Genomic DNA, 16,627 nt, shown 5'->3' with positions numbered 1-16,627 from the left:
GTTGCTAAGGGTTAGTTAGCAGGAACCGAACCGGCACCAGGATCGCACCAGTCCACGGTCTCAGTGGCTTTCACAACACCAATATTGGCAAAAGCCATGCTTGCCTTGCCTGTGACGCCAAACCGGAATGGCTCCAGCAGCGTCTCAAAGTCGGCAGCGTCTTCCGAGAGGCAAGCAAGAGGAACGGCGACCGTAGCCCACCCCTTGCCGGTGGAAGCTCTCAGGAATTCGTCAATATCAAGTGACCGGGTGCAGGCTTCACCACAGCGCACAGACAGGCTGGCGTCAGTAGCATCAAAACTGTCCACCCGCAGGTCGAACCGCAGTGCGGCACCAGCTTCTGCGTGATCGCTCAGGTCCATGGCAGGGGCATCGCCCATGAAGAACGCGCCGTTACCGTCACTGAGCCAATTCACCTTAACGGCGTCAGCCTGAATGTCTTTGTCCACCAATTCGGCAGTCATGGTACCGCCGGGAACCTGGGCATAGTAGCCGCTGATTACCTGCGAGGACTGGTCGCTGGCGACGAACAGACGCCACGGAGACATCGGACGCCCCACGAACAGATCCAGATCACCACCCGAAGCGGCAGCAACACCAACCACATCCTCAGGCAGCATGCCCACGACCGTGTCAGTATCGGCATAGGTCAGGCCATGGCCGAACGGAAACAGCGGCGCATACCCTTCGTCATGAAGGTTCAGCTTGCCCTGCAGCGGGTTGGCGGGCCAGGAGAAAGAGAGCCGCCCTTTGAAGTCATGGCGTGGGTTACCTTCAGCATCTGCGACCAGCACGTCCGCAACGCCCTCCCCTTCAGAGCCGGGCAGCCAGGCAGCAACGAATGCGTCAGAGGCATTCAGTTCAGGATTGACCCAGAGCGGGCGGCCTGAAAGGAACACGGAAACCACAGGGATGCCGTCAGCTTTCAGCTGCTTCAGAAGTGCCAGGCTTTTCTTGTTGCCGGGTTCGAATTCAACCGTATCGATGTCGCCCTGGCCTTCCGCGTATGGCTCTTCGCCGAATACAACGACCGCCACATCAGGCTTGGTGTCATAGCTGCCGTCCACTGACAGCACTGCTGTACCGCCCACTTCCGCCACAGCATCACGAATGCCGTCAAAGATGGAGGTCGCGCCCGGGAAGTCGCTGTTCACGTTGCCCGTGCCCTGCCAGGTAATGGTCCAGCCGCCGGATTGCTTGCCGATATTATCGGCGCCGTCACCTGCCACCAAAACGGTTGCAGACGGGTTCAGTGGCAAAAGCCCACCGTTATTTTTGAGGAGCACAAGGCTTTCCCGCACGGCCTGACGCGCCACAGCCCGGTGTTCCGGCTGACCGATGATGCCGTCCTGTCCTGCAACACCGCGGTCAGACGGACGACCTTTTTCAAAAAGACCTGCCCGAATTTTCACCCGCAAAATGCGCGAAACGGCATCATCAAGCCGCGCCATGGAAATTTCACCGCTGTGTACCTGATCCAGCGTATTCTTATAAAGATCACGCCATTCCTCGATCGCCATGAACATATCAAGGCCCGCATTGATCGCGGAAGCACAGGACTCATTGGTGCAGCCCGGCACCTGGCCATGACCATTCCAATCACCCACGATGAAGCCTTCAAAACCCATCTGGCCCTTCAGCACGTCCGTCAGCAGATATTTGCTACCGTGCAGCTTCTGGCCATTCCAGGAAGAAAAGCTTGCCATCGCGGTTTGAACACCGGCCGCCAGCGCACCCTTGTAGCCTGCGGCATGGATATCCAGCAGTTCCTGTTCCGGGATTTTGGCGTCACCCTGGTCGTCACCGCCCTCTGTGCCGCCGTCCGCGATGAAGTGCTTTGCGGTTGAGACCACATGGTCCACATCCAGAAAGTCTGGTGTTCCTGGCACGCCCTGAACGCCTTCCACCATCGCGCGGCCATAGGCCTGTACGATTTCAGGGTTTTCAGAATAGCTTTCGTACGCCCGCCCCCAGCGGTCATCCTGAGCGACAGCCAGCGTCGGTGCGAATGTCCAGTCAATACCTGTTACGCGCATCTCAAGCGCGGTGACAGCACCAATCTGGCGCAGAAGCTCAGGGTTATTGGCGGCACCCAGGCCGATATTGTGCGGGAAGAGCGTAGCGCCAATGACGTTATTGTGGCCGTGTACGGCGTCACTGCCCCAAATAATGGGGATTGCCAGGCCGCCATCGGATGTGTCCATCGACGCATCATAAAAGGCGTCAGCCATGGCCAGCCATTCTCCGGGGGCCGCATATTTGTTGCGGTTCGGTAGCGAGCCACCACCGTTCAGCACGGAGCCGATATGGTAGGTTTTCACTTCCTCTGGCGAGATATGCTGGATTTCCACCTGCATGATCTGGCCCACCTTTTCTTCAACGGACATTTTCGCAAGGAGGGAAGCTACCTTCTGGTCAGTCGCCGGATCAGCCTTCACGGGGCTGGCAATTGTCGGCCACTCGACCTTGTCGGCCTGGCTATCGGTCGCGGTGGGCGCGTCCCCGCACCCTGCAAGGGCCAGTGCCGCAGCCACAACAAAAAATCGATAATCAAAATACTTCATAATCGTCCGCTTCCCTCGCAACACATCCCATCGGGCGCTATCATACTTCCCATATGATAGCGCTGTCATATTCATCTTAAACCTAGCACGAAAATCTGCCATGTCCACAAAAATCTGACAGCGCTGTCAGATACAAGACAATTTATTTATCGGCCGTTTTCTGCCAAACACGGACCCAGTCGACCTCAAAGCGTGCAGGAAATGCGGCTTTGTCAACGCCTTCAGCACCGCCCCAGTCACCACCAACTGCAAGATTGAGGATCACATAAAAGGGATGGTCCAGCGGCCATTCCGCATGGCCATCACCAGCCTCTTTTTCGATCCGGTAATATTCCTGTCCGTCGATATACCAACGGATCTCATCTTCTTCCCATTCGACGGCATAGTCATGAAATACTTCCGCGGCGTCAGGCACTTGCATGAAGTCACCCTTCTGGGTGCCAATCTTGTGATTGTAGGCCTCGGTGTGGATGGTGCCATGCACCTGACCGGGGTTATAGCCCACGTGTTCCATGATATCGATCTCGCCAGACTTGGGCCATGGGCCGTAGCTGGCGGCCTTTGGCATCATCCAGAAGGCCGGCCAAGTGCCCACACCCGATGGCAGCTTGGCCCGCATGGCAAAGCGGCCGTAGATCCAGCCCGGCATATCCTGTGTTGTGATCTTGGCTGAGGTTACCTTGTTGCCCATACGGGCCTCGATCACCAACTTGCCGTCCTGCACGCGCAGGTTCTTTTCACCACCCCTGTAGGCCTGCAGTTCATTATTGCCGAAGCCACAGTTCGTGGGACAGCCGTTGCCCTTCACCACACGCCAGACATTGGTATTCAGTTCTGGCCCGTCGAATTCATCAGCCCAAACAAGCTCATAGCCATCATCAGACAGCACAGCCGTACTCATTGCGGCCAGCACGCCAGCCACAGATACGAGTTTCATCAAAGTCATGCGGCCCCCTTCGCCATCACCTCAGTTGCCTTGCAGTATTGCTGCACATAATCGTTATGGCTTGGCAGCTGCATGGCCGTTTTCTCCACATTGGAGCGGATGTGCGCAAGGAAATTATGCAGCTCTTCGTCGGTCATCCGGTCCGCTATCGGGTGATACTGGCCGGGCATGATGCCCTGCCCCAGCATGACCTGTACCCAGCTGTTTTCGGCGAACAATTGGTCGTTCGGCCGGAACACCCGGCCCGCGTCACGGAACAAGGCAATACGGTGTTTCAGCCCGTCCGGGATGTCCATGTTCGCACATTGGCGCCAGAAGGGCGTGTCCCGGCGCTCGGTGACATGGTAATGGAGGATAATGAAGTCGCGGATATGCTCCATCTCATAGCTGGTCTGGGCGTTGAACTCGTCAATATCCGCCTGCACGATGCCGGTGTGTGGGAACATCTGCATCAAGCGGAAGATGCTGCGCTGAATCAGGTGGATGCTGGTGCTCTCCAGTGGTTCGATAAAGCCACTTGAAAGGCCCACCGCCACCACATTCTTGTTCCAGTGCTTGCGCCGGGTGCCCGTACGGAACTTGATCACCCGCGGGTCCACAAGCGGCTTGCCTTCGATATTTGACATCAACGTATCGATGGCGGACTGGTCCGACTGGTAGTTGCTGCAGAACACGAGCCCGTTGCCGACCCGGTGCTGCAGCGGGATACGCCACTGCCAACCGCTGTCGTGGGCGATGGATTTGGTATAGGGGATCGGATCCGACACCGCTTCGGTCTGCACGGCAATTGCGCTGTCACACGGCAGCCAGTGGGTCCAGTCATGGTAGCCGGTGTGCAGCGCACCTTCGATAAGGAGCGCGCGGAAGCCCGAGCAATCCACAAACAGGTCACCCTCGATCACCTTGCCGCCTTCAAGCGTCACGCTCTCAACATAGCCGCTTTCGCCGTTCTGCTGCACGCTTGTAATCTTGCCCTCAACGCGTTTGGCGCCATGCTCTTCCGCCATCTTGCGCAGGAACCCAGCATAGGCCGTGGCGTCCAGATGGTAGGCGTAATTCAGCCCCAGTTTCGGCAGATGGGCGAATTTGCTTTGCTCGGCTGCGATCAGCTCAAGGCAGTAATCCCCGAACTTATAGTCAATGCCTTCCTTCAGGCCCCGCAGCCAGAAATGCCAAAAGCCAGCCGTCCAGTGGTCCTTGCCGGTAATGCCGAAGGAGTGGATATAGCTTTCGCCTTTCTGCTTCCAGTTGACGAATTCGATGCCCAACTTGAAGGTGGCTTTTGTGGCGGCCATGAAGGCTTGTTCATCAATACCGATCAGCCGGTTATAGTTCACGAGCGTCGGGATGGTGGCTTCGCCCACCCCAACGGTGCCGATCTGGTCGGACTCGATGAGCGTGATATCAAGCACGCCGCCCATGATTTTCGAGAGCGCCGTGGCGGCCATCCAGCCAGCCGTACCACCACCCACAATCACCACACGTTTAATCGTTTGTGCCGTCATCTGTTCAACCCATTCAAAAGGAAAGCGCGAATACGCCGCGCGTTATCGTCAGTCATCGGCCCCAGTACGCCCCTGCCCCGCTCAGGGATATGAGCCGTCGTTTCCTCTGTATTTTCAAATACATAGTGGTTGAAAATCTGTTGCCAGATTTTCTTCTGGTCTGCCGGAAGGTCGCGTATCGCCAGAAGCGCCAGCTGTAGCGCATTATTCGCCGGCCCCATATAGGACGGTGACTGGCGCCACCAGTAATTCACCAGCACATTGAAGGCTGCCAGGCCGTCCACCGCATGCCACCACATGCTGGGGATGAAGATGGCGTCACCAGCTTCAAGTTCGGCCACCTGCGCAACAGCGAGCGCATCGCGAAAACGCGGGAACCTGTCAAAAGCAGGATTGTGCAGGTCCACCATGCTCACAGGCTGGCCTGCAGGTGTGAAATCAAGAGGGCCCACATAAAGGTTGGGCAGTTGATCTGGCGGGAACAGGGTGAAGCGCCGCTTACCGGCTGCCACACAGGCCACATTGTCCGCCAGGTCATAATGCGCCGCAATATGCGTACGGTTGCCGATCCAGATGCTTTCGATGCAGTCCCTGTCGCCAAGGGGAATGCTGTTCTGTTCGCCAAATCCCGGCAAACAATCGCCGATAGTGGTAGAGCCCACATAGAAGAAAGGCGGCTTTTCGTCAGCCTCATGACTTTCCAGGAGGTCGAGAAACATATCGAGCTTGATACGCTTATAGTCGAAATTCAGGCCGCTCATGTCATCCTTGTAAAAAGGCTTGCCGCCCGCTTCTGGCCCGGCGTAGGAGACGATCACCTCCGTGCCATTATAGAGGCCTTTCAGATAGGCTCGTGCATCTGCTGCTGACTTCCTGCCCGCTTTCACAAACGGCCAGTCCGCTGCTAATCCGCGCAGCACCAATGGCTCCTGCCCGGTCAGCAACTCTTCCGTCAGGTCGGCGCTGGTGGCGCCCTTTATTTCACGGATGGGCTTCAGCTCGTTCATGATCAGCCCAGTATCCGGTTTTTCCGCTCAATCAGGTCCCGCAAATTTGAGAGCGAGGCCACAGCCATATAGAGCGGCTGCAGATAGCCCTTCTCATTGAGGACACCCAGTGCCGCACCGTCGAGGCCATAGAGCTTTTCTTCATTGATGGCATGGAAGCCGACCAGCCGGTTGGTCGACCCATCCTTCAGGTCAATTTCCACCGCCAGAGGTTCCAGAAGGCCATAGCTGTCAATGGTGCTATAGAAATCGCCACTGGTGGAGGCTCCCATATGAAGCCGGTCCAGGATCGCGGTAATCTGCTCAAGATATTCCGTGCTGCCGCCTTTGGGCAGGAACACGGGCTGGCCTTCTGTGGTGCTGACGCGCGGGCTGTCCATGTCCACATGAACAACGGTTTGCGGCTCTTCACCGGGGCGCTGCTGCATGCCGATCACAAACGGCTGCATTTCAACCACCATGGGCACATAGTGCGCATCCCAGCCTGCACCTGTCAGGAACAGGTTCTCGCCTTTGGTCAGTCCCATAAGGGCGACAGCCTGAATGGCACCGCTGTTCGGGTCCTTTTGAAACAGGATCGGATAGTGCGCCTGCAGGTCGCGAAATTCTGTGGGGAATGTAACACAGCTCATGATGGCGTCGCCAAGGGCCGCCGACCGCTCGGTAATAATGCGCAGATCCTTGTGATCCACATTGTTCAGCAAAACATGTTGCGTCATGAACCTTCTCTTCCACTTAACTGGTATTTTGTTTTTTATCAGCCTGTCCGGTTGCTCCCCAGCTCCGGCACGCTGTTCATGCTACGCCCGATTGGGCGGTCGGGACAAGGCACATAGGGGCAAAACCCGCGATGCCTTATACCCTTTAGGCAGAAAGCCGCCACGGATGGCGGCTTTCCATATGCTTGAGAAAGTCTGAAGGTGCGCTAGAACTTGTAGCGAACGCCCACATTGTAACGTGCACCGGCCTGGGTCGCCCACAGAACAGTGTTTTCACTGCGTCCGTGGTTGCGCTGCGTAGCCCCTGTCACGTTGATGCCTTCCAGGAAGACCGTAACCTGGTCATTCACATCGTAGCTTACGTTCACGTCGAACTGGCCATAGGCCTCTACATAGTTCGGATGACGCTGAGCATATTCACCCTGGATGATGCCAGCCAGGAACTTGTCACGCCAGTTGTAGGCAACCCGAACCTGCAAGCCGTCCTTGTCGTAGAAACCAACGACGTTTGCCGTGTCCGAAAGGCCAAACAGTGCGAACTGTTCCTGGTTCCAGTTTGTCAGGTCGTTGAAGCCAACATCGCCATTTACGATGGTGTAGTTGAGGATGGCACCAAAGCCGCTGTCACCAAAGGTGTGCTGCAGGGCAAATTCCCAACCATTCAGCTTCGCAGAGCGCTGGTTCGACGGCACATTCACAACAAACTCAAGCGTCGGATCTTCGCCAGCAACGCCGAGGATGTTACCCGTGGTGTCACCATTGGAGTCAACGCCAGTGATTTCAACTGTGCTTGGGTCTGCGTTCGCGAAAATCCAGTTCCGGATTTCAACAAGGTCGTCACTGCCAACAGCCGCCACAGCGTCATTATAACGTGGGCCACCGAATGGGTTCGGCAGGTTAAACGGTGTTGCCGTGATGGTTTCCGTACCGATGAAGTTTTTCACTTTCTTGTCGAAATATCCGACTGCGAAATAGCTTGCATCGTCATAGTACCATTCAGCACTGAAATCCCAGTTGGTGGATTCGAATGGCAGGAGGCCCGGGTTACCCTGGCTACCTGTACCGCCACCAATACGGAAGATGTTGTTGATCGTCTGGCCACCCTGGATGTCCGCATAGTTCGGACGCGCAATTGTCTTCGAGTATGACGCCCGCAGGATAACGTCCTGAAGCGGCGAGAAGTCAATGTCGATGGATGGGAGCCAGTTATCGTAACTACCCTTCAGTTCCGTGAAGTCCTGCTCGGGCGAGAAGACCACCACTGCCTCGTTGGCTGCAACCCACTGTGTGCCAGTAGCAATCGGCACAAGTGCGCGGGAAGTCACATCTGTATCCTCATAGCGCAGGCCTGCCACGATATTCAGCGGATTACCGGAAACTTCCCAGCTTGCATTCACCTGGAAGTATGCCGCGAAGGATTCTTCCGTAGTGCGACGGTCAACCTGCCAGTCGGTAGAAGCACACTGGCCATTGCCACCACAAACACCGTACAGGTCATCAATCAGACCGACCATGGTCTCAAAGTCATAGATAACCCACTCGTTGAAGAGTGCCGCATTGTCCGAGCCATCAAGCTTGTCGAACTTGTCGGCAACGCTGATGACTTCAAAGATGTCGTCCGGAAGGTCAGAAGCCGGGCCAGCACCGCCCCACGTATCACGCTGTACGTTGGCATAAGCCGAGCGCACTTTGTTTTCCGTGTAAGATGCACCGAAATCGATGCTTTCAACGATGCCCTCATCGAAATGCCAGGAGCCATTGAACTGCGCCTGCTCGATGTCTGTCCGCATGTAGCTGTTGCGGAAGCTCGAACCGGTGGACACGATACGCGATGGATCAATACCCGTCAGGCCATCGATTTGCGTAATCGACAGAACCGGAAAGTCCTCGGAGAAGTCAACCGACTGCGACTGAAGCGAGAAGCTTGCTGTACCCAGTGCAACGTTGCTGCCATATGGGCTGTCAGCGCCGGATTCTGCGCTTGAGTTATGGTAGTCCAGCTCAAGCTCGAAATTGTCTGTTGGCGTCCATTCTACGTTGAAACCAAGGGACTTGTTCTCATTCTTGGTCGCGAACTCAACGCCGCCGAACGACAGGTCGCTTGGGCTCGCGCCGAAATCTTCCGAGTACAGCAGCGGACCAGCAACCGGGCCGTCAGTCCAGGCGCTGGTAGTGTTGCCGTGGTTGAACCATACAGACATGTCGTGACGCTCTGTCCCGATCTTGTTCTGCGAATAGGTATAGTCAGCCGTCGCGGTGATGGTGTCCACAGGGCGGAACTGCATGGTCAACTGACCATTGATCCGCTCGCGGTCCACAGCCGTCATGGAATAAGCCATGTTTTGGGTCGTGGAATAATAATCACCCGCACCAGGGCGGTTGGTTACGTTGATGTCGGCTTCAGTGCCGCCATCCGGAATCTGCGGCAGTGTGCCCCAGTCGTTCTGGGTGCCTTCGAAAGCACCGCGCCAACCGGCGGAGGCCTGGTTATAGCCCAGCTTACGTTTCTGGTAGGAACCGGATACAGCCACACCAAACTTGTCTTCGGCGAAAGTGTTGCTGTAGAGGCCGGAGATTTCCGGCGTTACGGATGTACCTTCGCGAGAAGTATCCATCACCGCTTTGGCGCCGATTGTCGCCTTCATGCCCGGGCTTTCGAGCGGACGGGTGGTGGAGATATTGATCGTGGAACCGATGCCGCCGGTTGGGATAGACGCACGGCCGGTCTTGTATACTTGAACGCCAGAGATACCTTCAGCCGCGAGATTAGCGAAGTCGAAGGAACGAGAGCTTGAAGCACTTGTGTCTTCAAGACCGGAGGTCGGCATCTGACGACCGTTCAGGGTCACGAGGTTAAAGTCAGGGCCGAAGCCACGTACTGTTACCTTGCTGCCCTCGCCGTTCACACGGTCAATGGACACACCTGTGATACGCTGCAGCGATTCAGCGAGGTTGGTGTCCGGAAACTTACCGAAATCCTCGGCGCTGATGGCATCAACGATACCGCGGGCATCCCGCTTCACGTCCATTGCCTGTTTCAAGCTACCGCGAATACCGGTAACTACAATTTCTTCTAAATCCAGATCGTCAGACGAGGCGTCATTAGCCTCCTGAGCGAATGCGGTGGATGCTGTGACAGCCGCCAGAATAAGCGACATGGTACTCGCCACCGAATTTCGATAAATGCTTCCAGGTCTCATAAGTTTCCCTTCCGTTCCCCTAAGCTAAGTACATTTCCCTAACATGCGCTTAAATGGATCATATCTCCCAAATATGACAGCGCTGTCTTATCTAACTATAAAAATAGCCCGTATTTGTCCAGTCATTTCAGACAGCGCTGTCATAATTTGACTAAACTTAAATGACAAAATATCTTTTCTCATAATAAATTCATGGGCTTACGAGGGAAAAACCACACATTACCCATGGCAACTTATTTTGAAAAAAGACACCAAATACACGCATTACCCGCCTCACAGAGCACCATAAGGCGACTCGTAAGCTGTCATACGTGTCATATCATTGGATTACGCAGATAGTTTCCGAACGGATTTACGCTTGACCAACTCATAGTCAAAAATGACCGTCTTGTCTTCAAGCGCAGCGCTTTTGCCCTTGGCTTCGAGGATCAGGTCAACTGCGCCTGCTGCCATATCCTCAATAGGCTGACGGACAGTGGTGATTGCAGGCGACATAATCGTTGCCAGAAAATCATCGTCAAAACCCATGACAGATACATCAAGCGGCACACGCAAGCCGAGAGCCTGCGCACAAGCCACAACGCCAGCTGCCATTTCATCGTTACTGGCGAAAATGGCTGTGGGGCGACTTTCACTCTTCAGCAGTTTTTCAGCGGCGGTATAACCACTGTCGAAGGAAAACATACCTGGGGCAACCAGGTCATTGCTGACCGTCAGACCATGCGCCCTCATGGCCTTGGAATAGCCCTGCTCCCGGTCCAGGGAACAGCCGTGGTTGGGGTCGCCCTTGATGAAACCAATGCGCTGGTGTCCCTGCCCTATAAGAAATTCGGTAGCCTCAAACGCGGCCTTGTAATCATCAATTTCGATCTGGGCCATGTCTGTTGCATCAACGCCGGGGCCAATCCTTACCGTTGGCACACTGCGTTCCCGAAGCGCGTCAAGAACGGCAACGTCGTCACATACTGGCGACGACAGCACCACACCATCAAAACGAATGCTGTTCAAAATCTGCCTCAGCTTGGCGTCATTGCCGCGCTCCCTGAGCACATCAACAACAAGGTAGCAGCCTGCTTCTTCACAGCGGCGCAGAATCCCCCGTTGAACCTTGGAAATATAGTCACCGCTGGGGTCATCGACAAATAACCCGATCATGAAGGACCGGTTGCCCGCCAAGCCCCGCGCCTGCAGGGAAGGCCGGTAATTCAACTCTGCCGCAACCGCGAGAACCTTTTCTTTCTTGTCCTCTGAGACATATTTTTCGTTATTCAAAACTCGGGAAACGGTTTTCATCGACACGCCGGCAAGCCGGGCGACATCACTAATGGTCGCGTTTTTTCCCTTTAAATCATCCACTTCAACACTCCTGCGGCGCTCGACAAAACCTCAATAACACTATAGCTTCGTTATTGCGATTGTCACGTAATTATGATAGCGCTGTCAGGTACTTAACCAGGTTTCGGCCACACCCTCCACGGCCGCTCAGGGGACGGGATTGCACCAGAAAGCCGCCAGAACCGAATGGAAATCCTTTCTGGGATACGGCACGGGCGACTATGCCCTGAACCTGTTCTGGCAAAGCGTGGGCTTTTACCTGTTCTTCTTCTACACTGACGTGGTTGGCGTGCCGCCAGAAGTCGTGGGTACGATTTTTCTGATCGGCATGATATGGGACGCCGCAACTGATCCTGTCATGGGCTATCTTGCCGAACGAACCACGGGCCGATGGGGACCCTACCGACCTTATCTGCTCTTTGGCGCCATCCCGCTGGGAGTCTCATTTGCACTTTTGTTCACGCCGATCCATATCTCGGACAGTTTCTGGCAGGCCGCCTACATTCTAGTCACCCTTCTCCTGTTTCGCACCTGCTATACGGTAGTTTCGATCCCCTATTCCGCCCTGAGCGCCAGGGTAACCCGGGCATCCAACGGTCGGACACGTCTGGCTGCCATTCGCATGTATTGCGGTTTTCTGGGCGGCGTTTCCATTACCGCCTTTGCCAAATGGCTGCAGCAAAGTAAAACGGATGAAGTGGCATTTTCACTGATGGGATACAGCGCTGCAGTTGTCGGGATTATAGTCCTGATCATCTGCTTCATTTCCACTCGGAACACCCTGCAGGAGGATCTTCCTGACCGTCACCCCAGCGCCATGAGGGAAAGCCTCGCCGCGATCCTGAAAAACGGGCCGTTTTTGTTGCTGGTGGGGGGCATCATGCTGGTGACAGTTGCAACAACCATCATTGGGCAAAGCGTCCTTTATTTCTTTGAAAGCCAGGTGGGTGATCGCGGCCCCGGGACCACCGCTATCTTCATCATGTCCGGTGCGGGGCTGATTTGCATCCCGTTCTGGGCCTACGTTGCGCTCAAGATCGGCAAACGCAATGCCTGGCTGACAGGCAGCGTGATCGCAAGCGCTGGTTTGGCGCTCCTGTACGGTGGCTTCGGCGACAATTCGGTAACCGCGCTGGCTTCCATGATGGTGGTGACACTGGGCCTCAGCTCCTTTGCCGTAATTTTCTGGAGCATGCTGCCAGACACCATTGAATATGGCGAATTTAAAAGCATGGTACAGAATGAAAGTCTGCTGATCGGCGTGGCTTCCTCTTTCCAGAAGATCTCCATAGGCCTGTCGGCCTTCGCGCTCGGCTTATTGCTTAAGTATGTGGGATATCAGGCGGATGCTCCCCTTGGCGCAGCCACGGCAGACGGCATTCGGCATATTTTCACCGTCATCCCCTTCGTTGCCCTCATGGTTTCAGGCCTGCTGATATTCTTCTATCCGATCACGGCGAAGCTGCACGGCGAGATCATCAGCGCACTAAAGGCTCGCAACAGCACTTGACCCGCAAGCAAACCAGTGCATGATCACCCGATGCTGAACCTGGACGACGCAAAACTTGAGAAACACTCGGTGACCATTGCTGGCCACCGCACGTCAATTTCGCTTGAAAAAGGCTTCTGGCGTCATCTCAGGCGGCTGGCGAAGGAACAGGACCTGTCGATGAACGAACTCGTTCGCCTTATTGACGAAGCCCGAACCGGGTCTCTCTCAGGCGCGCTCAGGGCTTTTGTCCTTCAGTCTTTGGAGAAGGCTCAGTAGCCTCCCCCTCGTCGCCTTCATTTTTCTTTGCCTCCTGCTTGGCTTTCAGGCGGCCCAGCAGGTCGAATGCACGAGAAAACACCTCTGCGCCTGGGTTAGCTGCCTGCTGGTCGCCTTGAATTTTCTGGAGGTCCTTTGCGAGCGTACTGCGCAGACGGCGCTCAATGCCGGCAATAACGAAGCGCTCCAGCGCCCGGCTCGCCCAGGATGCACTTGGGTTATCCAGCGGTCCTGAATATTCAACGGGAATTGCGGGTGTGTCAGGCGGTGTTGAAAGCGCCAGTGTGCCCTTGAGGTTAAGGAACGCATCACGGAAGTTGATCTGGCCATCGAGGCCGAATTGGCCCCACGCCCCTGTTGCAGCAAGCTCTTCCAGCAGCATGGTACCTGCATCCAGCGTGAACCGCGCCTCCATTTCACTGAAACTGGTGCTGCCTTCACGCAGCCACTTGCCAACCGACCCCAGGAAAACAGTTGCGGAAGGAGCATTGCCCATTTCGCGCACCAGTGTCGGGACACTCAGGAAATTCAGGCTTCCGGCCCGGCCTTTCATTTCGCCACGCCCTTTGAGTGTCCTCAAAATAGCGTCCAGGCTGTCGCCCTGTCCGTCGAAGGAAAAGGATAGTGACCCGACGCCCTGTAGAGCTGCCGCAAGGCCTTCAGCCTTCAGCATCGCACCAATGTCGATTTCACTGATATTGGCGGTACCGCTCAAGGATAAGGCGTTTCCACCTATCAAATTCAAAGTGAAAGCGGAAGCCCCGCCATTCACCATGGCGTCGTCACCCAATGCAAATCGAAGGCTGCCATCCCCTGCAATCAGGCTGGCATTGGGAGCCGACACCTTCTGGCCCAGTATTTCCACCTGATCGAGTGCAACGTCGACCTTACCGGCCATGTCAAACAGGGATTGGTCAATTGCAAGCTCTTTGGTGGCGGGCGCCTGCCCGGACGCGCGCCCGAGTGGCGGATTATAGGTGAAGCCCGAAGCCACCAGCTTGCCAGCCATTTTGTTGTCTGCTCCGCGCGACAGGTTGCCCGCGAACCGGGCCGGACCATTGCGAATATCCAGATCCTGCGCATCCCAGGCACTTCCCCTTAAGGTAACTTTGGCGCGTGCCCTGATGGGCTCCCCAGGGTGCGGCAACTGACCTTCCTGGTCAAGTAACTTCAGGACATCGCCAGCATGTTTGTGATCAAAGCTCAGGCGCCATTCCTGGCGACTATCCGTCTGGCTGCCTTCTGCCAACAGCTGGCCGCCTGCAATGGTCCCACTGAGCGTCATGCTCCGCGCACCCGTTTCACTGTCACCAACCGCAAAGGTCAGGTCAGCTGGTACCTTGCCCGCCAGGGTATAACCCTCAAGGGCAGCCAGGCGCGACAGGTCCTCGTGGGCCAATGTGCCCTGTACGCCTTCAATCTTTACGACATCCGATCCGTACCCAATGCCCCCACTCAGGGACAGGCTGCGCCCACGCCCCTCAGACAGTTTGGCTGAAACACGCATGGCCTCAAGCGGGCCGGCAACAGACAGGGTTCCGTTCACGCCGCTCAGCCCCAAGGCCTGTAAATAACGCGCAACGTCATCCGACAGGGCCTGAACCGCGGGGAAACCCCACTTGGCCAACGTGGCATCGCCTTCTATTTCCAGCTTGTCACCCACCTTGCGTAGCCGGCCAGCCAGTTCCAGTTTGCCGCCCGCATTCCTGACAGATAGCGATGAAAGCCTGAGCTGCTCTGGGCCGACTTCACCCATTGCCCGTAGGTTCGAATATCTTGCGCCACCCCACAGAACCTCAGTCGCGATCATTTCAATGGCGATCGGCTGGGGCGGCATTGTGTCGAACAAATTGTCTGGTGTGCCTGGCCCAGATGTATCAGACACATAAGCATCCAGATTAAGGGTATCAGCCGCCAGCCTTACCGACTCAGGCCAAACGCTCCCAGTCTTGCCTGTAACGTCGCCTTCAAAGTTTGAAGTGTCCACGCGCGCTTCCAAGGCAGATAGACGCCACTTGTCAGGCGCAATGGATATGTTCGCTGAAAGCTCGCCCGTCGCCAACCGCCCGGGTGGAATACGCCCAGAGACATCAATCTGCATCCAGCGCAGCAAATCAGGCAGGTTACCAGACACTATTTGGAGATTCCCCTGCCCTTTACTGGCCATCAAAGCCCCTGAAAAGAAGAGGCCCGAACCGCCTGGCAACAAGGCCTGCAGATTGGTAAGCTGGACACCCTCATCTGTCAGGCGCACCACCGCATCCAATTGCTGGATAACCCCGTTGCCAACCTGAATGCCTTCAACAGTCAAATCAATCGCCCCCGTGATGGGCGTCTTGGACGGCGTATTCAGCTCCACTGCCTCGACCGGTACTGTATTGGCTTGCGCATCAAGCCAGGGCGCCAGAACCAAAATCCCGAATGACGCCGACCCAGCCGCGTGAAAGCCACCATTTCGGCGCGCGACTGTCAGGTCGAGCCGTCCGCGCGTCCCGCCCACATCAAGCGTGCGGGAGATTGCACGGTATACACCGGCTTCGCGGTCCACCTGTACATCCAGTTCAAACGGCATTTCAGGCACGGAAGGCGCAACTTCCGTATTACCCGTCACAGCTTGGCTTGCCGCCACGAACGATGCGAGGTTATCGCCTTCCGTTTGGATACGCCCGGCAAAGCCATCGTCGAACAGCCGCCCTGAAATATGAAGGTTGCCCCCCGCCATGCCGATATCGGTTTTAAAGGACAGGACACTATCGTCCCGACTTGGCCGCAGGCGCCCGGAAGAGGTGACCTTTTGCCCGGCAGAAACGAAGCTGCCATCCCATTCAAGCGGCCCTTCAGGCAATCGACCCTTCAGGTCGAAAGACAAGCCTTCAAGGGTACGGCTTACGCCCTGGTTATCCACCAGTTGCACGGTGCCGCCGACGATCTTGAGGCGTTCCATCTGCACTGACGTTGCCGGTGCGTCGGCATCACTCTCGGATTTTGGCCAGCCGCGGACGTTCCATGCGCCCTCGCTGTCTTCTTCAACCACAACATTCAGGCCATCAAACCCCAGATGCTGGATGGCAACATCACCCTTCAGAAGCGCGCCAAACCCAAGCCGCATATCGATGCGGTCGGCGGTCGCAACAAAATCAGCGCCTGCGTCTCCTGCTGGATAAAGTCGAACGGTTTCTGCCGACACTTCAGGGCGCGGGAAAAGCCCGACGCTGACGCGGCCGGCAAGTTCAACCCGCATCCCCAGCCGTGATGAAGCCAGGTCTGACAGTGTTCCCCGGTACTGGTTCCAATCCAGAAAGCCAATCGCCACCGATGCCAGCAGCAACAGCGCCACCAGCGAGCCAAACAGCCAATATGTCAGTTTTAGCAATTTCCCGGTTGTCACGACTGGCTCCGTCCAATGTCTCAAACCCTAAGGGGAACAGTGCGAAAACATTCCCGCTTTGACAAGGGCTCATTGCTACCCTGCCCCGAGAATAGGGCATTGATGCGGCGAAAATCGCTTAACCTTTTTGATTTCAAATACTAAGGTACCTTTGATCGCTGGCCCGCGGGCCCCGTTTCAGGGCTAACTCAAGCC

General features: G+C 56.1%; 10 protein-coding genes. 2 read left to right on the top strand and 8 right to left on the bottom strand.

Going from position 1 to position 16,627, the window contains the following annotated elements; genetic code table 11:
• Window positions 1-11: 11 nt before the first annotated feature.
• From KORLAC_RS07770 to KORLAC_RS07740, 7 genes are all read right to left on the bottom strand, one after another.
• On the bottom strand, window positions 12-2,564 hold the full coding sequence (locus KORLAC_RS07770) for a glycoside hydrolase family 3 protein (protein ID WP_068305148.1): 2,553 nt from the start codon (window positions 2,562-2,564) through the stop codon (window positions 12-14).
• A 142-nt stretch (window positions 2,565-2,706) separates the two neighbouring features.
• Complete coding sequence (locus KORLAC_RS07765) at window positions 2,707-3,510, bottom strand: glycoside hydrolase family 16 protein (protein WP_241493383.1); 804 nt, start codon at window positions 3,508-3,510, stop codon at window positions 2,707-2,709.
• The gene (locus KORLAC_RS07760) at window positions 3,507-5,015 is read right to left on the bottom strand and encodes a tryptophan halogenase family protein (RefSeq protein ID WP_068305145.1); all 1,509 of its coding nucleotides are present in this window, start codon (window positions 5,013-5,015) and stop codon (window positions 3,507-3,509) included. The genes KORLAC_RS07765 and KORLAC_RS07760 overlap by 4 nt, the downstream gene beginning before the upstream one ends.
• Window positions 5,012-6,025, bottom strand: a complete 1,014-nt coding sequence (locus KORLAC_RS07755; protein ID WP_420913272.1) for a cupin-like domain-containing protein — start codon at window positions 6,023-6,025, stop codon at window positions 5,012-5,014. Before KORLAC_RS07755 ends, KORLAC_RS07760 begins: the two co-directional genes overlap by 4 nt.
• Complete coding sequence (locus KORLAC_RS07750; protein ID WP_068305141.1) at window positions 6,025-6,741, bottom strand: SapC family protein; 717 nt, start codon at window positions 6,739-6,741, stop codon at window positions 6,025-6,027. Before KORLAC_RS07750 ends, KORLAC_RS07755 begins: the two co-directional genes overlap by 1 nt.
• 206 nt (window positions 6,742-6,947) lie before the next feature.
• The gene (locus KORLAC_RS07745; protein WP_082714571.1) at window positions 6,948-9,899 is read right to left on the bottom strand and encodes a TonB-dependent receptor; all 2,952 of its coding nucleotides are present in this window, start codon (window positions 9,897-9,899) and stop codon (window positions 6,948-6,950) included.
• A gap of 369 nt (window positions 9,900-10,268) precedes the next feature.
• Complete coding sequence (locus KORLAC_RS07740; RefSeq protein ID WP_068305136.1) at window positions 10,269-11,297, bottom strand: LacI family DNA-binding transcriptional regulator; 1,029 nt, start codon at window positions 11,295-11,297, stop codon at window positions 10,269-10,271.
• Window positions 11,298-11,436: 139 nt separating this feature from the next.
• On the opposite strand from KORLAC_RS07740, the gene KORLAC_RS07735 reads away from it, so the two are divergent.
• Window positions 11,437-12,786, top strand: coding sequence for an MFS transporter (locus KORLAC_RS07735; RefSeq protein ID WP_068305134.1), 1,350 nt, complete (start codon window positions 11,437-11,439; stop codon window positions 12,784-12,786).
• A gap of 30 nt (window positions 12,787-12,816) precedes the next feature.
• Window positions 12,817-13,044, top strand: a complete 228-nt coding sequence (locus KORLAC_RS18660) for a ribbon-helix-helix domain-containing protein (protein ID WP_074519506.1) — start codon at window positions 12,817-12,819, stop codon at window positions 13,042-13,044.
• Here KORLAC_RS18660 and KORLAC_RS07730 read toward each other — a convergent pair.
• Entirely contained in the window at window positions 13,004-16,432 is a 3,429-nt protein-coding gene (locus KORLAC_RS07730; RefSeq protein ID WP_068305132.1) for an AsmA family protein, read from the bottom strand. The two genes, KORLAC_RS18660 and KORLAC_RS07730, sit on opposite strands and share 41 nt — an antisense overlap.
• Window positions 16,433-16,627: the final 195 nt, after the last annotated feature.

The organism is Kordiimonas lacus, assembly GCF_001550055.1.
GTDB lineage: Bacteria > Pseudomonadota > Alphaproteobacteria > Sphingomonadales > Kordiimonadaceae > Kordiimonas > Kordiimonas lacus.
This window is presented reverse-complemented; position numbering and strand designations above follow the sequence as displayed.